The following is a 19303-nucleotide window of genomic DNA, read 5'->3' as shown; positions in this document are numbered from 1 at the left end:
TCAGGTGCAGGAGCAGCACGGGCAGCAGCAGCAACAGCTGCTCGCACCGCCGGAAGCGGACAGCTCGGTCAGGCCGTAGCCGGCCGTCACCGACTCGGGCACCACCTCGCCCAGGTCCACCAACTCGAAGGCGCTGTCATCCAGCACCAGGTCGTCGAATCCCTCCATGTCTTTCACCTCTTTTCTTTTTCAGAGTGTTTTCACTTCGGGCAGCACCTTGGTGCAGAAAAGCTCCAGGGTCTGCCCAGCCTCGGCGAGCGGCATCGCTCCGAAATCGATTTGCCAGAGGATTTCGTCGACGCCGCCGATATCGTCGTTGAAGGCGCGGATACGGTCGATGACGGTGGCCGGCGAACCGGCGATCACCCCGCCCTCGGTGAAGAGCTTCCTGGGCTGGAGGCCGCGCAGCATCCAGCCGAAGCCGGAATAGCCGCGATAGGCCGAGGACTCGCGCCGGTCCCAGGGGTTCACGGCCTCCGCCCAGACGTCCAGGTAGCGGCGGAGGTAGGTCTCGGCGATCTGCTCAGCTTGCTCGTCGGTGTCCGCGACCACCAGCGGCAGGCTGGCCGCGACGCGGGGGCGGAGTCCGGACGCGCCGTGCGCGGCCTGGAACGCGTCGCGGTAGAGGTCGAGGTGGCCGCGGAACTCGTGCGGCGAGATCATCGGGGTGATCAGCAGCCCCAGCCCCTCGGCGCCGAGCCAGCTGAAGCTCTCGGGGGTGCGCACGGCGGCGCCCCAGACCGGCGGGTGCGGCCGCTGGGTGGGCCGCGGAAGCCCGGTCACGTCGCTGTAGGAGAAGAACGGCGTATCCTCGCTGACTTTCTCCTCGGTCCATATGCGCAGCACCGCGCGGATGGTCTCGCGGAATCGGTCGACGCTCTCGTCCATATCCAGGCCCAGCGCGTCGAACTCGTCGGGCAGATAGGCCCGCGCGAATCCCACGTCGAGCCGGCCGCCGCTGATCGCGTCGACCTGTGCGGCTTCCGCGGCCAATTGGATCGGGTGGTGGAATACGGGCAGCACGCAGCCGGTCATCAGCCGCACCGACCGGGTGCGGGCGGCCACGGCGGACAGGAAGCCGAAGGGGCTCGGGCAGTAGCCGCCGTAGTGGTGGAGGTAGTGCTCGGTCATCTTGACCGAGTTCAGGCCGCCCAGTTCCCCCTGGACCGACAACTCCAGCGCATCGCTGTAATAGGTCTGCGGAGATTTCGTCTCCGGAGTGCAGTCGGGAAGAAAGGAAAGCCCGAAGCGCACCGATACCACTCCCTAGCAACCGTGTATTAACCGGAAGGACACCCGGATAGCCATCCGGATTTATGCCCGCACGGTTCGGGGCCCCTCGGCGCCACCGATTCGCGGCTGACGCTACATCTGGCCCCCCAGAGCGTCAATATCTTTCGCCGCGATGGTCCGAACCTGAAAGTTCTTTAAGGTTCGCTCGGTATCCTCGATGATACCTACACTACGAAGCGCGTGTTATTGACACGTCCGCCCAATACTGCAAGCGTGGCGTTCGATGCATACGTCTCCATACGCCTGCATGCGTCAGATGCATACGGCACGCGTTTGTATACGATGTGCATTAAGCGCACCGATGCGCGCCGATGCGGGAATGCTCCGCGCCGCCACCGAAAAGCCGCTCGATGGATGTTGGCCATGACCTCCACGCTGGATACGCCGCACGCCCCGCATACCGAGCCCGCAGCACACGTCGCGCGAGCCGCCCCCGCCGGCGGGCAGCCGGCGCCGGCGCCCGAGGGCGCCCCGACACCGGCGCGCACCGGCAGGAAGTCCGTACAGCTCGTCGAGTTCACGGCGATGCACGGCGTCCGGTACAGCGTCACCCTCGGCTATCTGAAGGCGACCGCCGTCGCCGACCCCGTCCTCGACGCGTCCTGCGACTTCCGGATCTGCGTGCGCGAACAGAGCGGCGGGGACCGGGCGATGGCGGAGCTGCTCGACTCCTGGGACGAGCCGTTCGCCGTCGCGCTGACCGTCTTCTTCTGGAACCGCGCCCAATCCCTGGAACTGGCACGCCAGGTGAAGGAGCGCTGGCCCCGCTGCCGGGTCGTCGTCGGCGGCAACGACGTCAGCCACCAGCAGGACCCGCTGTTCGCCGAGGCCCCCTGGGTGGACGTACTCGTGCACGGCGAGGGCGAACTCCGCTTCCGCGACCTGATGCGCTGCCTGCTCGCCGACGGCGACCTCGCCACCATCCCCGGCATCAGCCACTGGGCCGACGGCGCCGTCGTCACCAACCCGGACGCGGACCGCATCACCGATCTCGACCAGGTCGTCTCGCCGATCCTCACCCCGGTCTACTCCGACGAGGAGATCACCGGCTCGTCGATGATCGTCTACGAGACCAACCGCGGCTGCCCGTACAAGTGCGCGTTCTGCTACTGGGGCGGCGCGACCAACTCCAAGGTCCGCCAGTTCGACCTCGACCGCATCTTCGCCGAACTGGGCCGGCTGATCCGGCTGATGCCCACGGACGCGACGCTGTTCATCGCGGACGCGAACTTCGGCATCCTCGCCCGCGACCGGCAGATCGCCGAGCACATCGTCGAACTCAGCAAGCGCTACGACAAGCGGCTGATCATCAGCACCAACTGGGCGAAGAACGGCAACCAGCGCATCGTGGAGATCGCGAGCATGCTGCACGCCGCCGACCTCACCGGCGCGATCACGCTCTCCGCGCAGTCCTTCGACGCGGACGTACTGAAGATCGCCAACCGCGCCAATATCCGCACGGACCACTACCGCCGGCTGCTGTCCCGCTTCCGCGAACTCAACGTCCCCACGTACACCGACCTGATCTGGGGCCTGCCCGGCGAGACGTACGAGTCCTACCTCAAGGGCGTCGAGGAGGTGCTGACCGCAGGCGGCTCGCCGGTGATCTATCCGCTGCTGCTGCTCAACAACACCGAGTACTCCCGCGAATCCTTCCAGGACGAGCACGAACTGACGACGCGTCGGATGCCCGGCGACGTCACCAACCCCGAGCTCGTCGCCGACGTCGTCGTCGCGCACGAGGCCATGACCGCCGACGAATGGGCGAGCGGCATGGAGTTCCGCGTCGCCATGACGCTCTTCCAGAAGATCCTGCTGCGCTGCGCGCTGCGCGTCGTCCACGCGACGACGGGCGTACGGCTGGTCGAACTGTGCCGGCGGGTCTGGTCGTTCCTGCTCGACGACTGCGCCGACCCGTTCCTGCGCGCCGTCGCCCGCAACGTCGTCGTCGCCCACCGGGAACCGGCCGCCCTCGACATGCAGCTGCTCAGGACGGTCATCGGCGACCAGATCGTCGTGCCCGAGGAAGTGCACTTCCAGGCGCTGCTGTGCCGCGCCGTCGCCACCGAGCGCGCCACGACGGAGCTGCTCACCGCCGCCGTGGACGCGCTGTGCGACGGGCTGGCCGCCGACGGGTTCGAGATCGACCGCGTGCTGGTCGACGGCGCGCTGACGCTCGACATCGCGGCGACGACGATCCTGCGCGCGAGCCTGCGCGGGGAGCTGGCCGAGGCGGAGTTCGCCATGCCGCGGCAGGCCTGGGAGCGGCTGGTCGAGGACGGCGACGTACCGTCGAACCTCGACACGGGCGGGCAGGGGAACACCGTGCGCGGCAGGGTGTGGGCGCCGGCGCGCTGGGTGCACTACCCGATCAGCGTGTACGCGCTGTCGATCTGGCACGGGACGGGCCGGCCGCTGCACGACGCGCTGTTCGCCCTGCCGGAGAGGCTGCCGGTAAGCCTGCCGACGGCGGCCTGACGTGACGTCCCGGGGCCCTACAGTCAGCCGCGGTCGTGGGGGCCTGACGCGTTCGCCTGCCGGCTCCTATAGCCAGCCGCGGTCGTGGGCGGTCCGGGCCGCGTCCGTGCGGTTGCGCGCGCCGAGCTTGGCCATGGCGGTGGAGAGGTAGTTGCGCACGGTCCCCTCGGCGAGGAAGAGACGGGCGGCGATCTCGGCGTTGCTCGCCCCTTCCGCGACGGAGCGCAGGAGCTCGCGCTCCCGGTCGGTGAGCGGGTCGGCCGCGTCCCACGCGGCCACCGCCAGTTCCGGCGCGACGACCCGCTCGCCCGCGTGGACCCGGCGCAGCGCCGTGGCCAGCTCGCCGATGGGCGCGTCCTTGAGCACGTACCCGGCGACGCCGGCGTCGACCGCGCGCCGCAGATAGCCGCTGCGCGCGAAGGTCGTCACGATCAGTACGCGCGTGGGGTCGCCCAGCCTGTTCAGCTCGGCGGCCAGGTCGAGCCCGGTGCGGCCGGGCATCTCGATGTCCGTGACCAGGACGTTCGGGCGGTGCTCGCGCACCGCGGCCAGCGCGTCGTCGCCGTTGGTGGCGGTCGCCACCACCGTGATGTCCGGCTGGAGGTCCAGCAGGGAGGCGAACGCGCCCAGCACCATGCCCTGGTCCTCGGCCAGCACCACCCGGATCACCGGGCCGCCCCGATCGGCACCGTGATGGTCAGCGTCGTGCCGGCCGAACCGGTGCGCTGGACCGCGCCGCCGAGCTTCGCGATGCGCTCGCGCAGCCCGTTCAGCCCGGTGCCCTCCGGGGCCGTACCGCCGATGCCGTCGTCCGCGATCACCAGTCGCACCCGTTCCTCGTCCGCGTCCAGCCCGATATGGCAGATGGTGGCCCGCGCGTGCCGGGCCACGTTCGTCACCGCCTCCCGCAGCGCGAGCCCCAGCTCGTGCTCGGCCGCCGCGACCAGGATCAGATTGTCGTCGTAGGCCACCCGCAGGGTCACATCCGTCCCGGCCAGCGCCCGCCGCGCCGCCTCCAGCTCCGCGCGGATGCTGGTCCGCCGCCAGCCGGTGACCGTGCTGCGGACGGCGGCCAGGGCCTCGCGCGCGTTGCGTTCGATCTCCTCGGCCTCGGTGCGCGCCCGCTCCGGATCGACCGCCGCCAGCTCCTTGGTGAGCTGGGCGCGCATCACGACGGCGGTGAGCGAGTGCCCGAGCAGATCGTGCAGGTCACGGGCGATGCGTTCGCGCTCCGCGATGGCCGCGAGCAGCTCGGCCTGCGCGGAGCGCAGCCGCTGGTTCTCCTGCTCCTGCCGCCGGTCGCGCTGCTTGAGTTCGAGCAGCCCGATCACCCAGATCAGCACGAGCGCCGAGCAGAAGCCCCACAGCCGGTAGGGCATCGGGACCCGCGACACCAGCGCCGTGACGCTGTTGAGCACGGTCAGGCCCGCGAACCACAGCCGCGCGTCGCGCCAGGGGAGCGCCTTGCCGGCGACGGCGGCCGCGTAGATGAACAGCACGCTCGCGTTGGTGTTGAACGGCGCGGCCAGCGCGCCGACGGCGGCCAGCGGCATGATGGAGGACCAGATATGGCGCGCGGACGGGCCGCGGAGCAGCGTCGTCCCGTACAGCAGGGCGGTGGCCGCGCACACCGAGATCGCCAGCGGCCACTCCCACCAGGCCCGCTGCGGGGAGAAGTAGGGCTGGGCGAGGACGAAGAGTACGTAGCCGAGGTAGACCCACTCCCAGGTGAGCAGCCGGGAGGCCGCGGACCTGGGAGCGGGCCCGGCTTCGGGGAGGTCAGGGCTGCTCATATCCGAGCATGACGATAGGACATGGCGGCGATGGCGGCGGCGGCGACGGTGGTGACGACGAGGGCGAGGACGTGGATGAGGGCGGTGCCGGTGCCGAGCTGGGCGAGCCCGAGCTCGGCGAGGTGGTAGGTGGGCAGGAACTCCGCGATGTGCCGCACGGCGGAGGGCAGGAACCGGATGGGGATCCACAGCCCGGACAGCACGGCGAGCGGGAACAGCACCGCGTTGAGCATCGCGATGGTCGCGCCCGTACGGAACCGCAGCCCGACGGCCACGCTGAACAGCGTGAACGGGACGGTGCCCAGCAGCAGTACGCCCGCCACCCGCAGCAGCGCCCAGGGAGAGGCGTCCAGCGTGCCGAACGCCGCGGCGGCCACGCCCATCAGGGCCAGTACGCCGACCCCGTAGAGCAGCGCGGCCGCGGCCTTGGCGGCGAGACTGATCCCCACCGGCACCGCGGACACCCGCTTCATGCGCAGCCAGCCGAGATCCCGGTCCTGGGCGACGCCGATACCGGGCTGCAGGGCGGCGACGGTGATCACCCCGTACGTGCCGAACGTCGCCACCATCGCCGTGCCGGCCGAGAGCCCCTGCGTGGTGCCGTGCCCGTACAGGAGGTTGAACAGGACGAAGAATCCGACGGGCATGAGGATGCTGAAGAAGAGGGAGGTGGGCTCGCGGACGATGGCCCGCAGCTCGTCCCGCAACTCGACCCCGAAGATCCGCACCGCCAGCGCACTCACGCCGCCACCTCTTCCGCTCCGCCGCTTCCGCTGCTTCCGTCGCCTCCGCCGCTCCCGCCGCTTCCGTCGTTCCCGCCGCTTGCGCCGCCTCCGCCGCCTCCGTCCGTCAACGCGAACACGGCCTCCTCCAGGCCGGCGTCCTGCACCCGCAATTCCGACAGCTCGGGGTCGCGGTCGAGCAGGACGCGCAGCAGGTCCTCGGGGGAGCGCGTCTGGATCTTCACGAGCTCGTGCTCGGACGCGACGGACAGAACTCCGTCCATCCGCTCGATCTCGCGCGGATCGAGCCGGGTCCGAAGGATGACCGTACGGTCGGGCAGCCGGGCGACGAGCTCCTCGGGCGGGGCGTCCGCGAGGATCCGCCCGTGGTCGAGTACGACGACGCGGTCCGCGACCTCGGCGGACTCCTCGATGAGGTGCGTGGTGACGAGCACGGCGGTGCCCTGCTCGCGGCGCCGCGCGAGAATCTGCCAGAAGTGCCGCCGGGCCGAGGTGTCCAGCCCGGCCGTGGGCTCGTCGAGCACGAGCAGCGCAGGCTCGGTGACCAGCGCCATCGCCAGCTGTACGCGCTGCTTCTGACCGCCGGAGAGCTTGGAGACCCGCCGCCGCGCCAACTCGCTCAGCCCGAGTTCCGCCATCACCGGCCCGGCCGCGGCAGCCCGCAGCCCACCGCGGACGGCGGCCCCGGTGACGAGCTCGTGCACGGTGAGGGTGTTGGGAAAGCCGAGCGTCTGCTGAGCCACCCCCAACCGCCGCCGAGTAGCCGCCCGCCGAGGATCCCCGTCCAGCACCCGCACGGACCCTTCCTGCGGCGCCCGCAGCCCGACGGCGATCGTCACCAGCGTCGACTTCCCAGCCCCATTGGGCCCGAGCAACGCCACACACTCCCCGGCCCCAACCCGCAAGTCGACCCCGTCGAGCGCCAGGGTCTCCCCATACCGAAACCGCAGCCCCTCGGCCGCCACCACCGCCTGTGTCGTTCCCATGCCCACCAGGCTTCCGCCCGGCGCCCACCACGGGTAGTGATCCGCCGTCACGGACCGCGAATGACAATTGTCATCCCGGCTGCTCAGCGCAGCTCAGCCTGCCCAAGGGGACAGGGCTCCCGGCTCAGGAAGCGCGTCGAAGCGGCATCGCGCAGCGGTAGTTTGATCGATATGGCTGGTCAGATCCTCACCCTGGTGGGTGTGCTCATCGGTGCCCTTACCTCGTTTTTCGCGACTACTTTCGTTGAACGGGCCAGATTCCGACGCACGATGGCCACCCGCTGGGATGAGCGCAAGCTGGATACGTTCATTGAGTACACCTCATGCGTAAAGGAGGTGCTCAGGGCCGCGCGGGATGTCTTCCGGGCTCAGGAACGCCAAGAGGACCAAACCGTTGGACTGGCTGCGATGGAAGCGGCGGAGTCCAAGCGGTCAGTCCTCTTCGAGGGCCTCGTTCTGTTGGCGGACACGACCGCAACCGAAGCCGCCAATGTGGTCAACCAACGAACGTGGGCTGTCCTGCGACTGGCCCGAGACCCAGCCGGCGAAGACGCCACGCCGCAGGACGTAGGGAATGCAGTGATCGAAGCCCTGAATTCCTTCCACAAAGCAGCAAAAGCGGACCTTCTGATGATGCGCGGCCCTTCATTGCCTGTGTTGCCAGATCGTACGTAGCGTGATCACCCGACGACATGACGACGGCGGCCGGGCGTACGTCGTGCCTGTGTGATCCCCCACGGGTGTCATGTACTGAGCGCGCGTGGTATCGACGCCTCGGCCACCATCCGGCGGTAGTGACCACGCCGTGGCATGGCACCCCGTAAGGGTAGGTCGCCGTCAGGGGCATGCTGGTGGTCTTACCTGGCCTCTGCCAACTGCCACACTGCGCGTGGCCCTGTCACCCCCGCCGACAGGGCCATGCACAATTTCGGCAAGCCGCGCCGCTTCGCTCAGTGCCATGTCCCACGGAAAGCCTTCAGGGCTTCCCTTGCCCGGTTCGTTCGGGACGAAGCCGCTTTCGCCGTAGAGCACGCTCACCCCAGTACCGCGCAGTGTGTCCACCGACAGGTCAAACTGCGGATGCTGGGCGAATGCCCTGTTCACACATGGCATCATCGCAAGAGGAATGCCCTTGCCGATCGCCTCCGCCACGAACCCGACCACAAAGTGGTTCGTGAGCCCCAATGCCCACTGATTGATCGTGTTGAACGTCGCCGGGGCAACCAGCGCAACATGCGCCGCCGGCCATACGTCCGGCTCACCTGGCATCTTGTACTGGGAGCGCACCGGGTACCCAGTCAGTGCGACGAGGTCTGGCAACTGGTCCTCTAGCCAGCGGGCGGCCGTTGGTGTCAGGCCGAGACAAACTTCCCACCCCGCCTCCTGAGCCTGACGGATCACGTCGGCGACATTCAGCACGGGCGGGGCCGCAGACCCCAGCAGGTACAGCACGCGAGTCGTCATAGGCCGATCTCACCACATGCCTCCGCCCCCGAACCGGCTGGTTCTGGGCCGGAGGCATTCCCGCACGAGTCTGCGCGGGTAGGTTCCCAGTGGACGCACGGAACAGGGGACTGTTATGCCTAGGCTGGACGATGACCACACCGGCGCGCGCATCGCTCACCACCGAAAGTTGGCTGGGCTCACCCAGCGAGAACTCGCCCCACGGGTTTCCTACTCCTACAGCCTGTTGCATCAGGTGGAGAGCGGACACAAGGCGGCAAGCCCTGATCTCGTGTCCGCCGTCGCCAGGGTCCTCCGAATCGACGTCACCGCCCTGACGGGACAGCCCTACGTGACCGAACTCCAGCAAGACCGGCTCGACGGGCTGATCCGTCCTATCCGCGAGGCACTCGACCTGTACGACCTCGGGGCTGACCCTGACCTGGCCACTCGTCCCGCCGGTCAACTGGTCGACGCCGCCGAGGAACTCTGCCGCCTCGTCCGTGCCACCCGTCTCAATCAGGCTGCCAGGACGCTGCCGCAGCTCATCGCCGAGATCACTACCGCAGCGCACCTAACGCCGTCGACTGATCTCTGGAAGGCGCTGGCCTCCACCTATCGCACTGCCCACGACATCACCGTGAAGCTCGGTTTCTATGACCTGTCGACTATTGCTCTCGACCGCATGGACTGGGCCGCTTACCGCGCCTCCGATCCCCTACTGGCCGCAGTCCGCCAGTACATGCGGGCCCTCGTGTATTTCCGGGAAGGTGAGCACACCATCGGGTTGCGCCTCATCGGCGCCGGACGTGCCTTCTTGGACCAGGCAGAGGAGAGCGACGAAGCGCTGGCCGTGAGTGGACAGTTGCACCTTGGTGCGACGGTCATCGCCGCCCGCGCCCACCACGAAGACGCCGTCGAAGCCCACCTCTCCGAAGCACGAGGACTCGCTGAACGCACCGGAGAAGCCGGACAGATCCACTGGCTGTCCTTCGGGCCTACGAACGTCGCAGTCCACGAGGTGTCCGCCAACGTGGAGATGGGCCACTTCGGCGCCGCCATCGACAAGGCCAAGGAAGTCAGCATCCCCAAGAGTTGGGCTCTGTCTCGTCGGGCGCACTTCTACATCGACCGAGCTCGCTGCGAGATGGAGACGGGACACACCGACGCCGCACTCGGGTCCCTCATCGAGGCTCGGAAGCTGGCACCCCAGCAGACCCGCTACCACTCCGGAGCGCGAGAGACGATCAGGGGCCTTGTGCATCTGCAACGCCGCAGCCCTGACACTCTGACCCACATGGCCGCCTGGATCGGCCAGTAGCTGTCACCGTTGACCAACCGAGTGTCACTGAGTAGTGACACTTCTCGGCCTTCCGTTGCCCCACGCTGAATGGCGTGAACAGGGCCTGCTCGGACGGCGAGTTCCGTGTTGAGAGACCGGGCCCGACCTTGGCTCACGCCCTCCATCGCTGACTCACCGAAACCAACACAGCGCTGAGCACCGCGCTCACCACCAGCGCCGTGCTGGCCCGCTACGGGAAGGCACCTGATGTTCGCTCTGGGACAGGACCACTCAGCGGCCCGGCTCTTGACCGCCGACCGGGCGGCGGCGCACGCGGCCGAGGAAGAATGGTGGCGCCGCCGTATCGCCCTGTTCCTCGTCGGACCGGCTTGGGACGCGGTGAAGTTGCCCGCAACGCTGGTGCACGCGGTCGCCGCCGGCAGCGACGGCGGACGAGTGCGGGCCATACTCCACCGCCTCGGCATCACCGGGCCCGTCGCCCTCGTCGGCGAGACCTACGTCATCCTCGTACCGCCTGGGACCGCCGCCGGGTGGGACACGGCGGCGGAGTGCGTCACCACCACCGACCACGAAGCCCACTACATGGGCCTGCCCGCACCCCACGCCTGCGAGGGACCACGCGCCCACTGGATCACCCCGCCGACCGACTCCCTGAGCCCCCCGTCCGCAGTGCGCGCCCTCATCACGGCGGGCGCGGACATCGCTGCCGAGGAAGCTGAAGCGTGACCAGTCCGGGCAGCATCTGGCTAGCGTCCTGCGCGACCAGTCCCAAGGCGGTATGGCGCGCGTGGGAGGCCGGTCGGCTCGCGCTGATCGCCTCCACCGTGTGGACGGTCGTCGAGGCCCCGCTCGTACCTTCCCTCGACGCCATGAACCTGCTCGGCCCGGCCCGGCGGCTCGGCCCGGCCATCGCCGCCCCCGAGGAAAACCTCGTCTGGTGGCTCGTCTCCCTGGACGCCCACGAACCTATCGCCGAACTCCCGGAACTGACCGTCAAGCCGCCGGGCTGGGGCCTGCTCTGCCCTGCGCCCCACCGCCTCAGCGACGGCCGGTGCTGGCTCCAGAAGCCGGACGGCTCCGGCCGCCTGACCGACCCCGCCGACCTCGCAACGGCCTTCGCCTCCGCATCCGCCAGCCCCGGCCCTGAACGTACGTCGGCGACGGGCACCACGCCGGACGAGGCCCCGGCACCCGCCGGCGGCGCGTTCCGGGCTTCGGCGGGCTCCGTACGCATCGCGCAGGACCGCCCCTACCAGCACCCCCAGGACCGCCCATGAACACCACCCGCCACACCACAGGCACGAGCTACCCGTCGATGGCGCACTGGCTTGCCGCTTCCTCCCCTCAGCCCCGCGACGTCCGCACGCTCTGGGCTCAGGGCCAGATGGCCACGCTCATCAGCGGCCGCTGCTGGGACACCGTCGAGATGCCGCTCGCCCTCTCCGGCCTGACCTCCACCTACCTCACCTACCGTTCCCAGCACGTCGGCCCGCACCTGCTGAGCGGCACGGAAGCTACGGCCTGGTGGCTCGTGGAGGCAGGCGCCGGCCAGACGCTGGCCGGCGTCGAGCAGGTGAAGGTGCTCCCCGTCGGCTGCCCGATCACCGCACCGGCGCCCAGCACGTACAACGGCGACCGGCTGTGGATTCTCCCCGAGTCCCCGTGCCCGTGGCTGAGACTCACCTCGGCGGAGGCCCTGCGTACGGCCGTCGACGATGCCGTACGGGCCCGCCCCGTGACCTACCGTCGTACGTCGTGAGCGTCTGGTTCCCGCCCGGTGGCGACGGGCTGTCGAGAATGTGCGTCGGCCTCAACTGGGCTCTCTCGGTCGCGACCTTGAACCTCGGGCCGCCGGCCCACTGCTGCGTGGTGTGCGACCGGGCCGCGTGGCCGGACGACTGCCGGCGGATCCTCGTCCGCCGCGGGCTCGGCGCATACCCGGACTACGCCCACCCCCACTGCGCACGCGATCGCGGGCTCCTGAAGCCCGATGCCGAGCATGGCTCGTAGGCGCCCACTGACCGGGCCGCCGGTGAACCGTCCCTGAGCTCTCATCGGCAGCCCCCGTGCCCCCGGTCCTCCCGGATCACGAACTCCATCGCATCCCCTGATCTGGGATGTTGAGACGACTACCAGAACTCAAGGCAGTCCGGCTACAACAAGCGGCTGCGCCCCACGCTTCACCGCCGGCAATACGGCCGGCCCAGTTCGAGGCAGCGCGTGTCGCTCTGCGTGGCGGCGCCTTCCCCCGCGGTGCTGCGATTCATCTGGCTCGTGGGGGCGGAAGCGCGCATCGCGCTCACAAGAGGCGCCAGCGGGCCGAGGCGAAGGAGAAGACACCGAAGAGGATCAGCCCGATCGCGACGGCGACCAGGAGCCAGGGGCCCACCGGGGTCTGCGTGAAGCTGCGGAGCGTGGCGTCCACCCCCTTGGCCTCGTCCGCGTCGAACTGGACGGCCGCGATCAGGATGAAGACGCCGGCCGCCGCGAACACCGTGCCGCGCACCACGCCGCCGCCCACCCCCAGGCCGGTCACGATCTGCCGTGTGCGGTGGCTCATCGCACCCATGTCCAGCTGTTTCAGGAACTTGCGCAGGGCCGCCCGTACCGCGAGCACGACACCGATGCCGACCAGGAGACATCCCCCGGCCCCCACCAGCACTTGGCCGTACGACAGCTTCAGCACCGACGCGGTCCAGTCCTTCGACTTCGCGTTGCCGCTGGAGCCCTGGCCGCCGCCGGCCGCGAACACCGCGGTCCCCCAGCAGACCGACGCGTAGAAGATCGCCCGGCCGCCGTCGAGCAGCCGGGAGACGGCCTTCCGCTCGGGCCCCCTGCTGAGCACCGCGCGGGAGCCCCGCCACAGCGCCATGCAGCCGAAGCCGGCCACCAGCGCCCACAGCATCACCTTCCCCAAGGGCTGCGCCGCGATCTGGTCGAGCGCGCCCTGGCGGTCCGCCGACTCTCCGCCGCTCCCCAAAGCCATCTGAAGCGCCAGGGCGCCGATGAGGACGTACACGACACCACGCGCCACGAAACCCGCTCGGCCGGCGGCGGTCAGCGTCTCCTCCTTGGCGGCGTGGGCCGCAGGGCCCGCGCCTCCACTCGCGTCCCGTGCTTGAGACGACGTCACCGGGTCCTCCCCACGGCCATGGGCGCGCGATGCGCACCCTGCTGCCCCGAGTGCCCCCGCAAGGCGACGTGATGCGCCGTTCTCGAAGCAGCCTGTTCACCACAGGAAGGGGTACTCGGCCGGCATGCGAACCTCTGAACCGCGTCTCGGCGAACGCACGAAGCGCGCCTCCTCGGTGGCGAGGGGCTTGACCGGCGGCCGAAGCACGCGCCGGGCCGCCTTGCGCGGCACCGGCTCGCTGGCCCTTGCCTCGGCCGCCATCCAGGCCGCCACCAAGGTGCTCGACAAGCGCCGGCCGCTCCGGCATCCGCCGAGCGAGGCGGCGTCCTCCCACCGCACAGCCGGCGCCGCCGCCTTCGCGACGGCCGCCGCCTTGGAGACACCCCGGCTGGGGGCCGCCCTCATTCCCGTCGCCGCGAGCATCGCCGTCTACCGCCTCCGGGCGGGAGTTCACGCCCCGGGCCGCGTTCTGGCGGACGTCGCGTTCGGCATGGGGATCGCGGCAGCCACCTGCCACTGGTGGCCGCCGCACCGCGACGAACCCGCCGACAGCGCCCGCCCGACGATCCCGGTCCCCGCCCTGCCGTCCGGCGAGGGACTGGTCGTGGTCGTCAACAGCGACGCCGGCAGCGAGATCCCGGCCGAAGCCGAACTGCGCACTCTCCTGCCGAAAGCGGACGTGCGGCTCTGCGCAGCGGGCGAGGACCTGCACACCGTGCTCCGGCAGGCCGCCGCGTACGTGTCCGCGCGCGGCGGTGCGCTCGGGGCCGTCGGAGGTGACGGCACCGTCAACGCGGCGGCCGCGCTGGCCGCCGACGGCCGTCTGCCGCTCGCGGTGTTCCCCGGCGGCACCCTCAACCACTTCGCCGCCGACCTCGGGCTGCCGACCCTGAAGGACACCGCCGAAGCCGTGGAAGCAGGCCGCGGCGGAACCGTCGACCTCGGCCGGATCACGGGTGACGGCAACCGCGCCTACTTCCTCAACACCTTCAGCATCGGCGTCTACCCCGAACTCGTCCGGGCCCGTGAGGCGCGCGAGACGTACCTCGGCAAATGGCCGGCCCTCGCCATCGGCCTGCTCCGCGTCCTCGCCGACGGCGCCCCCATCGACGTCACCGTCGACGGACAGCCCCGGCGGCTGTGGCTGCTCTTCGCAGGAAACAGCCGCTACGCCCCGCCCGGCTTCGCCCCCTCCTACCGCCCGACCCTTGACGACGGACTCCTCGACCTCCGCCTCGTCGACGGCAAGCACCCCTTCGCCCGCACCCGCCTCGTCGCGGCCTTCCTCACCGGAACCCTCGCTCGCTCGCGCGTCTACCAGGAAACCACCGCCACTCACCTGCGGATCGACGGCGTGGGAAAGGCAACTGACTGCACCCGGGACGGTGAGGTGAGCCCCGCCGCCGACACCCTCATCCTCGACAAAAGGCGCCACGCCCTCACCGTCTACCTGCCCGCCTCACCGTGATCCCGTGTCATCGGTGAACGGCAACACAGTGGCCGTCCGGGGCTATGCTGCCGAACAGGCGCCCCAGGTCCCGGCTGCGCACCGTCGGCCGGGCACGGCACCGTCCCGCACATCTCCGGTCTCCCGAACCGAGGTGCCCATGAACACTCCGCAGCAACCGCACGAACCCGACAGCTCACAGCCGTCCGCCATGGACGCCGTACGCCTGCGCCGGCTGAACCGCTGGCAGGCCGAGGACCTGCGAGAAGACCTCGCGGACCTGTACGTGGAATCCTCCGCAGCCCTCTCCGGCGAGGAGTTCCACGGTCGCCAGGAGTTCCTGCACCGCCTGGAGCGCGACGTGCGACAGCCCGGCTTCGACATGCTGGTCGCCGAGGCGGAAGCGCTGACCGGCTGTGCGTACGGAGTCCCCGTGGCGCGCGACGGATCCTGGTGGCAGGGGTTCGACGGCCCTCTGCCCAAGAACCTCCAGCAACTCACCGCCTCCGGACACGTCTTCGCGATCACCGAAACCCTCGTCCATCCGCATGAAAACGCCCGCGGGCTCGCCCGCCGCATGCAGGAACGCCTGCTCTCCGACCACCAGGCATCACTGGCCGTCACCCTGGTCGACCAGGCCGATCACGCCACGCTCGCCGCCTTCGAAGGCTGGCGATGGCAGGAGATCGGACAGATCCACCGGCAGCCGCCCGCCCCGGCAGCGGCACACGTACTGATCCTTCGGCTGGGGGAGCGCACGACAGACCATCCCGACGGTCTGGCTCACAATGCCGGGACCCAGCGGCCCGAATAGCCGTGTCCGCGGTCGGACCCGGAACGCGCGGAGGACGATACCGGGCCCTTGTTTGGGAGCCGTACGGCGGGATACCCGAGCGGAGCGTCCGACGGTCGACCCGGACGAAGGCACCGGAGAGTTGAGAACACAGCTCCCGGTGTCGCCCGCAGCACGCCCAGGCTGTCAAGGTCAGCCGTGGAGGCGCCTCAATGCACAGCGCAGTTCGCGTTGAATCTGTGCCGGTAGCGGTTCGCCCCGGGCCGTGCCGACCAAGGCGGCTGCCACATCCCGGAGTTTGACGTTGCCATGCTGCGACAAGTCCACCAGCAGATCCCAGGCCCTCTCACTGGTACAGGGCGCCAGGACCATCAGCATGCCGCGCGCCTGGTCGATCACCGCGCGGCTCGACAGCGCCCTGGTCAACTGCTCGTTCTCCGCCCGCAGTTCGGCGACCTCGTCCAAGAGGGCCGAAGTCGCGGCCGTCACATGCTGCGGGGCGTAGGGCGTGGTGGCTCGACGCATAGTGCCTACCTCACAACGCGACGGAACGAGCCATGCCCTGTGCATGCCCCGAGCTGCCACAGGCGCTCAGCGGCGGGCGAGCTGCCGCTCACCGGCCGCGCCGGGTGCGTAGGGCAGCCCGTAGTGCTTGAAGATCGCTTCCTCGCCCTCGGCGGGCAGGACATCGTCGGTGCCGATCGAGGGGGCCGTCTTCACCAGCGCTTTGGCATAGATGACCTTGAGGTAGTCCGGGCCCGCGATCGCGCCGTCGAGGGGGACGAACAGTAACCGGTGCCGGGTGGGCAGCCCGGTCCGTACGGTGGCCATGGCCGGTTCGTCGGTGGTGGTGTCCACGTAGACCGCTTCGAGGACACCGATCTTGTGCGCCTCGGTGTCGAGGACGGCGAGGTCGCGCCACTCCCGGACATCGGCCGCGTGAATCATGACGTCTCCCTCCTGAGGCCCCATCCCGTCAGCACGCTGCTCAACGCCGTTCCACCGCGTGAAGCCGCCGCAGCCCACGGCGCAACGCCCGATCCATCCGCCCGGGCAGCGATGTGTCCTCCGTGGTGGCGACCAGGGCCGCGGCAACCTCCCGGAGTTTGAGATCGCACTGCCGCGCAACGTCCACCAGCAGTCCCCTCGCAGCCGCGCGGCGGCAGGGGGCCAGGGCCATCACCATGCCGCATGCCTGGTCGACTACCGCGCGGCCGGCCATCATGCGGCGCAGCTGGTCGATCTCGCTGCGCAGAGCGGTGACGTCCCGGCCCGGTGGCGTGCCTCCCCATGCGGCCTCGACCCTCAGATTCCACCGTTCCTCTTGAATTGTGGTCGTCCTCTGCATGACAGGTGCCTCTCGCAGAGTTCCTCGTATCCAGCCCGACTGACGCCGCCCGGAGTATCCGGACGGGCATTGCCCAGGTCACCCGCGGTGTTCGCGGTCCTGGCGGTCCCGGCGCTCCTGGCGCATCCAGCGCCCTCGGCGCTGGCGTCGGTAGCGGCGGTCCCAGCGTTCCTGGCGATCGCGGTAGTCCCGGTATTCCCCGTACTCGGCATCACTCCCACGCCTCCAGCCCCGGGTGCCGCCCCTGCCGTAGTGGACGAGGGCGAAGACCAGCACGGCCGCGGCCACCCACCACAGGGCATCGAGGAAGCCGAGCCCGATCAGGACTGCGAGGAGGATGAACAGGAGCACGAACACGGCGGGCCTCCCCAGAGCGGAATGGGTGCATCGCTGCCGGGGACCGGGGCCTCACTTGGCAGTGTATTCCTGCCTATACGTTGTAGATACCGTGCGACGTCACCGTGTATCCCGCCGGCGTAGATGGCCACTTGACATCTGGCCAGTAAATGCGGGAGGGGCTAGCGTGCGTTGTGCCGCCCCAGCCCCCGGCAGTGTCGAACAGCCCTCGCGCCCCTGGGGCGCACCGTGCGCATCGCTGCCGGAACCCGCCTCGTCACGAGCGTGGCCGCTCCCGCACCCTCCCCTCGCCCGGTATCCCGGCGCGGCCTTGATGCGCTCCATGCGGGCGGCGACCTGCTGCCCGCCGCGTCGCACGCATCTGACCACAGGCGGTACGCATGTACGCGCTGATCGTTCCGGTCTCGGTCCCCTTCGTCCTGCTCGCCGCGGTCATGGGCCTGTCCTGGTGGGAGGACCACGTCCTGCCACCGGCCGAGCCCGTCGAAGCTCCGAGCGCCCCGGCGGTCCCGGCCGCGCTCACTCGGCACGACAGCCCTCAGGGGGCGCTGACAAGGGGCGTTGACAGGGGAAGTCACCGGGCGTTGACTGACAGCACGGCGCAGGGCCATGCCGCTCCGGATCGTTCGGGCGTGGCATTCCTCCTTCCCGTTTCGCCCGGACCCCGCGGAAGCCAGGAATACTCCCGCGGTCTGGAGGCCCGGCGATGATGGTGTGGATTCTTCTCCTGCTGCTGGTCCTGGTGGTCTTCGGGTTCGGCTTTACCCTGCAGATCCTGTGGTACGTCGCGGCCGCGCTTCTGATCCTCTGGATCGTCGGCTTCGCGATGCGCGGACGCGGCGGCGGTGGCGGCGGTGGCAGGCGCCGGTTCGGACGCAGCCACGGCTGACCCGCCCCGGAGGCAGGGCAGGGCCGCTTTCGCCTGAGGCCCGCGGGACTACGTGTCTCAATGGGCGTCTGTTCAGGAGCAGTTCTTCGAATCCCCGCAGAAGGCCGTCATCGAAGCCGACGCGCTGCTGTCACACCTGGCCAGGGACCGGGACTTTCCCGACGGCCGCAGCCACGCGCCGTGGGCACTGAGATGGTGTCCCGAGAAGTGGTGTAGTCAGTCCAGCTCGTGGGATTCCGTTTGTGCGGGAAGCCCTCGTGGTGGGGCCGGCTGGTCGGTGAAGAGTCCGGCCATGGAGCCTTCGGAGAGGTAGCGGCGGGCGAAGACCTGCCATTCGTCGTGGAGTTCGGCCAGGTCCGCGGCGGCGAGCCGGTCCAGAGCGGCGGGGTTGGGAAAGACCTGGACGACGTCGGCCCGTCGTTTGATCTCCCGGTTCAGCCGTTCCAGCGGGTTCGTGGACCAGATCTTCTTCCAGTGCGCCGGTGGGAAGTCCGCGAACGCCGTGATGTCTCCGGCAGCCTCCAGCAGCATTTCTTTGACCTGCGGGAATTGCCGTCCGAGCATGTCCGCGACGACGTCCAGCTGGGTGCGGACCTGCTCGGCGGTGGTCTGCGCGAAGATCGTGCGGATGGTCGCGGCCACCATCTCCGCGGACCCCTTTTCGATCACCGAGAAGACGCCGCGCACAAAGTGAACCCGGCACCTCTGCCAGGCCGAGCCGAGGAACACGGTGCGGATCGCGGCCACCAGACCGCTGTGCGAATCGGAGATCACCAGCTGCACGTTCTCCAGGCCACGGGCCCGCAGACTGCGCAAGAACGTCGTCCAGAACGGCTTCGACTCACTGTCGCCGACCATCACACCGAGAATCTCGCGATGCCCGGTGGCCGAGATACCGGTCGCGATGACCACGGCCTGCGAGGCGATCCGGTGATTCACCCTTGCCTTGCAGTAGGTCGCGTCCAGGAAGACGTAGGGGAAGACGGTGTGATCCAGCGGCCGTTCCTTGAACGCGAGTAGTTCTTCATCGAGTTCGCCGCAGATCCGCGAGACCTCGGACTTGGAGATCCCGGAATTCGCGCCGAGCGCTTTGACCAGGTCATCCACGCTGCGGGTGGAGACGCCGTGCACGTATGCCTCCATCACCACGGCGAACAGGGCCCGGTCGATCCGGCGCCGGCGTTCCAGCAGTGAGGGAAAGAAGGAGCCGGTCCGCACCTTGGGAATCTTCAGATCCAGGTCGCCGGCCTGCGACGTCAGCACCCGCTCGCGGTGCCCGTTGCGCCAGGTCGTGCGC

At 69.6% G+C, this 19303-nt stretch carries 22 protein-coding genes; 9 read left to right on the top strand and 13 right to left on the bottom strand.

Annotated elements, in window-relative coordinates; genetic code table 11:
• Both AB0I49_RS05155 and AB0I49_RS05150 read right to left on the bottom strand, forming a co-directional pair.
• Positions 1 to 168, bottom strand: coding sequence for a thiomuracin/GE37468 family thiazolyl RiPP peptide (locus tag AB0I49_RS05155; RefSeq protein WP_106980492.1), 168 nt, complete (start codon positions 166 to 168; stop codon positions 1 to 3).
• 21 nt (positions 169 to 189) lie between these two features.
• Positions 190 to 1254 carry an LLM class flavin-dependent oxidoreductase gene (locus tag AB0I49_RS05150; RefSeq protein ID WP_363225464.1) on the bottom strand — a complete coding sequence of 355 codons (1065 nt, stop codon included), beginning with the start codon at positions 1252 to 1254 and terminating at the stop codon, positions 190 to 192.
• Between the two features lie 402 nt (positions 1255 to 1656).
• On the opposite strand from AB0I49_RS05150, the gene AB0I49_RS05145 reads away from it, so the two are divergent.
• Positions 1657 to 3771, top strand: a complete 2115-nt coding sequence (locus AB0I49_RS05145) for a radical SAM protein (RefSeq protein WP_363225463.1) — start codon at positions 1657 to 1659, stop codon at positions 3769 to 3771.
• Between the two features lie 66 nt (positions 3772 to 3837).
• Here the strand turns inward: AB0I49_RS05145 and AB0I49_RS05140 are convergent, their stop codons facing one another.
• The 4 genes from AB0I49_RS05140 to AB0I49_RS05125 are packed head-to-tail and all read right to left on the bottom strand — an operon-like array spanning position 3838 to position 7293.
• The gene (locus tag AB0I49_RS05140) at positions 3838 to 4440 is read right to left on the bottom strand and encodes a response regulator transcription factor (protein ID WP_363225462.1); all 603 of its coding nucleotides are present in this window, start codon (positions 4438 to 4440) and stop codon (positions 3838 to 3840) included.
• Positions 4437 to 5564, bottom strand: a complete 1128-nt coding sequence (locus tag AB0I49_RS05135) for a sensor histidine kinase (RefSeq protein ID WP_363225461.1) — start codon at positions 5562 to 5564, stop codon at positions 4437 to 4439. Before AB0I49_RS05135 ends, AB0I49_RS05140 begins: the two co-directional genes overlap by 4 nt.
• Positions 5561 to 6307, bottom strand: a complete 747-nt coding sequence (locus AB0I49_RS05130) for an ABC transporter permease (protein ID WP_363225460.1) — start codon at positions 6305 to 6307, stop codon at positions 5561 to 5563. Before AB0I49_RS05130 ends, AB0I49_RS05135 begins: the two co-directional genes overlap by 4 nt.
• Positions 6304 to 7293: an ABC transporter ATP-binding protein gene (locus AB0I49_RS05125; protein WP_363225459.1), complete on the bottom strand. Its 990-nt coding sequence runs from the start codon at positions 7291 to 7293 to the stop codon at positions 6304 to 6306. The genes AB0I49_RS05130 and AB0I49_RS05125 overlap by 4 nt, the downstream gene beginning before the upstream one ends.
• Before the next feature lie 171 nt (positions 7294 to 7464).
• Here AB0I49_RS05125 and AB0I49_RS05120 point away from each other — a divergent pair, with 171 nt between their 5' ends.
• Entirely contained in the window at positions 7465 to 7968 is a 504-nt protein-coding gene (locus tag AB0I49_RS05120; RefSeq protein WP_363225458.1) for a hypothetical protein, read from the top strand.
• 162 nt (positions 7969 to 8130) lie between these two features.
• Here the strand turns inward: AB0I49_RS05120 and AB0I49_RS05115 are convergent, their stop codons facing one another.
• Complete coding sequence (locus AB0I49_RS05115; protein WP_363225457.1) at positions 8131 to 8757, bottom strand: flavoprotein; 627 nt, start codon at positions 8755 to 8757, stop codon at positions 8131 to 8133.
• Between the two features lie 115 nt (positions 8758 to 8872).
• Between AB0I49_RS05115 and AB0I49_RS05110 the strand changes: the two genes are divergently transcribed.
• The 4 genes from AB0I49_RS05110 to AB0I49_RS05095 all read left to right on the top strand — a co-directional run bounded on the left by AB0I49_RS05110 (position 8873) and on the right by AB0I49_RS05095 (position 11798).
• Positions 8873 to 10057: a helix-turn-helix transcriptional regulator gene (locus tag AB0I49_RS05110; protein ID WP_363225456.1), complete on the top strand. Its 1185-nt coding sequence runs from the start codon at positions 8873 to 8875 to the stop codon at positions 10055 to 10057.
• Positions 10058 to 10285: 228 nt separating this feature from the next.
• Positions 10286 to 10765 carry a hypothetical protein gene (locus AB0I49_RS05105; RefSeq protein WP_363225455.1) on the top strand — a complete coding sequence of 160 codons (480 nt, stop codon included), beginning with the start codon at positions 10286 to 10288 and terminating at the stop codon, positions 10763 to 10765.
• Positions 10762 to 11316, top strand: coding sequence for a hypothetical protein (locus AB0I49_RS05100; protein WP_363225454.1), 555 nt, complete (start codon positions 10762 to 10764; stop codon positions 11314 to 11316). The genes AB0I49_RS05105 and AB0I49_RS05100 overlap by 4 nt, the downstream gene beginning before the upstream one ends.
• Positions 11313 to 11798, top strand: a complete 486-nt coding sequence (locus AB0I49_RS05095; protein WP_363225453.1) for a hypothetical protein — start codon at positions 11313 to 11315, stop codon at positions 11796 to 11798. The genes AB0I49_RS05100 and AB0I49_RS05095 overlap by 4 nt, the downstream gene beginning before the upstream one ends.
• Before the next feature lie 540 nt (positions 11799 to 12338).
• On the opposite strand, the gene AB0I49_RS05090 is transcribed toward AB0I49_RS05095, so the two are convergent.
• Complete coding sequence (locus AB0I49_RS05090) at positions 12339 to 13172, bottom strand: DUF1206 domain-containing protein (RefSeq protein WP_363225452.1); 834 nt, start codon at positions 13170 to 13172, stop codon at positions 12339 to 12341.
• Positions 13173 to 13296: 124 nt separating this feature from the next.
• On the opposite strand from AB0I49_RS05090, the gene AB0I49_RS05085 reads away from it, so the two are divergent.
• Positions 13297 to 14640: a diacylglycerol kinase family protein gene (locus tag AB0I49_RS05085; protein WP_363225451.1), complete on the top strand. Its 1344-nt coding sequence runs from the start codon at positions 13297 to 13299 to the stop codon at positions 14638 to 14640.
• A gap of 139 nt (positions 14641 to 14779) precedes the next feature.
• Positions 14780 to 15433, top strand: coding sequence for a hypothetical protein (locus AB0I49_RS05080; protein WP_363225450.1), 654 nt, complete (start codon positions 14780 to 14782; stop codon positions 15431 to 15433).
• A 171-nt stretch (positions 15434 to 15604) separates the two neighbouring features.
• On the opposite strand, the gene AB0I49_RS05075 is transcribed toward AB0I49_RS05080, so the two are convergent.
• The 4 genes from AB0I49_RS05075 to AB0I49_RS05060 all read right to left on the bottom strand — a co-directional run bounded on the left by AB0I49_RS05075 (position 15605) and on the right by AB0I49_RS05060 (position 17117).
• The gene (locus AB0I49_RS05075; protein WP_363225449.1) at positions 15605 to 15937 is read right to left on the bottom strand and encodes an ANTAR domain-containing protein; all 333 of its coding nucleotides are present in this window, start codon (positions 15935 to 15937) and stop codon (positions 15605 to 15607) included.
• Between the two features lie 66 nt (positions 15938 to 16003).
• The gene (locus tag AB0I49_RS05070; RefSeq protein ID WP_363225448.1) at positions 16004 to 16360 is read right to left on the bottom strand and encodes a PRC-barrel domain-containing protein; all 357 of its coding nucleotides are present in this window, start codon (positions 16358 to 16360) and stop codon (positions 16004 to 16006) included.
• 40 nt (positions 16361 to 16400) lie between these two features.
• Positions 16401 to 16760, bottom strand: coding sequence for an ANTAR domain-containing protein (locus AB0I49_RS05065; protein WP_363225447.1), 360 nt, complete (start codon positions 16758 to 16760; stop codon positions 16401 to 16403).
• A gap of 78 nt (positions 16761 to 16838) precedes the next feature.
• Positions 16839 to 17117: a hypothetical protein gene (locus tag AB0I49_RS05060; RefSeq protein ID WP_363225446.1), complete on the bottom strand. Its 279-nt coding sequence runs from the start codon at positions 17115 to 17117 to the stop codon at positions 16839 to 16841.
• A gap of 706 nt (positions 17118 to 17823) precedes the next feature.
• On the opposite strand from AB0I49_RS05060, the gene AB0I49_RS05055 reads away from it, so the two are divergent.
• Positions 17824 to 18006, top strand: a complete 183-nt coding sequence (locus AB0I49_RS05055) for a hydrophobic protein (RefSeq protein WP_363225445.1) — start codon at positions 17824 to 17826, stop codon at positions 18004 to 18006.
• A 216-nt stretch (positions 18007 to 18222) separates the two neighbouring features.
• On the opposite strand, the gene AB0I49_RS05050 is transcribed toward AB0I49_RS05055, so the two are convergent.
• On the bottom strand, positions 18223 to 19303 hold a 1081-nt coding region (locus AB0I49_RS05050; RefSeq protein ID WP_363225444.1), incomplete at its 5' end, for an IS256 family transposase.

The organism is Streptomyces sp. NPDC050617 (assembly GCF_040654795.1).
Taxonomy (GTDB): domain Bacteria; phylum Actinomycetota; class Actinomycetes; order Streptomycetales; family Streptomycetaceae; genus Streptomyces.
This window is presented reverse-complemented; position numbering and strand designations above follow the sequence as displayed.

What these genes read in the sequence shown, in the direction of transcription:
- AB0I49_RS05155 (WP_106980492.1), bottom strand. Translation starts at nt 168, where the DNA reads ATGGAGGGATTCGACGACCTGGTGCTGGATGACAGCGCCTTCGAGTTG.
- AB0I49_RS05145 (WP_363225463.1), top strand. Translation starts at nt 1,657, where the DNA reads ATGACCTCCACGCTGGATACGCCGCACGCCCCGCATACCGAGCCCGCA.
- AB0I49_RS05135 (WP_363225461.1), bottom strand. Translation starts at nt 5,564, where the DNA reads ATGAGCAGCCCTGACCTCCCCGAAGCCGGGCCCGCTCCCAGGTCCGCG.
- AB0I49_RS05125 (WP_363225459.1), bottom strand. Translation starts at nt 7,293, where the DNA reads ATGGGAACGACACAGGCGGTGGTGGCGGCCGAGGGGCTGCGGTTTCGG.
- AB0I49_RS05120 (WP_363225458.1), top strand. Translation starts at nt 7,465, where the DNA reads ATGGCTGGTCAGATCCTCACCCTGGTGGGTGTGCTCATCGGTGCCCTT.
- AB0I49_RS05115 (WP_363225457.1), bottom strand. Translation starts at nt 8,757, where the DNA reads ATGACGACTCGCGTGCTGTACCTGCTGGGGTCTGCGGCCCCGCCCGTG.
- AB0I49_RS05110 (WP_363225456.1), top strand. Translation starts at nt 8,873, where the DNA reads ATGCCTAGGCTGGACGATGACCACACCGGCGCGCGCATCGCTCACCAC.
- AB0I49_RS05105 (WP_363225455.1), top strand. Translation starts at nt 10,286, where the DNA reads ATGTTCGCTCTGGGACAGGACCACTCAGCGGCCCGGCTCTTGACCGCC.
- AB0I49_RS05095 (WP_363225453.1), top strand. Translation starts at nt 11,313, where the DNA reads ATGAACACCACCCGCCACACCACAGGCACGAGCTACCCGTCGATGGCG.
- AB0I49_RS05085 (WP_363225451.1), top strand. Translation starts at nt 13,297, where the DNA reads ATGCGAACCTCTGAACCGCGTCTCGGCGAACGCACGAAGCGCGCCTCC.
- AB0I49_RS05080 (WP_363225450.1), top strand. Translation starts at nt 14,780, where the DNA reads ATGAACACTCCGCAGCAACCGCACGAACCCGACAGCTCACAGCCGTCC.
- AB0I49_RS05075 (WP_363225449.1), bottom strand. Translation starts at nt 15,937, where the DNA reads ATGCGTCGAGCCACCACGCCCTACGCCCCGCAGCATGTGACGGCCGCG.
- AB0I49_RS05070 (WP_363225448.1), bottom strand. Translation starts at nt 16,360, where the DNA reads ATGATTCACGCGGCCGATGTCCGGGAGTGGCGCGACCTCGCCGTCCTC.
- AB0I49_RS05065 (WP_363225447.1), bottom strand. Translation starts at nt 16,760, where the DNA reads ATGCAGAGGACGACCACAATTCAAGAGGAACGGTGGAATCTGAGGGTC.
- AB0I49_RS05055 (WP_363225445.1), top strand. Translation starts at nt 17,824, where the DNA reads ATGATGGTGTGGATTCTTCTCCTGCTGCTGGTCCTGGTGGTCTTCGGG.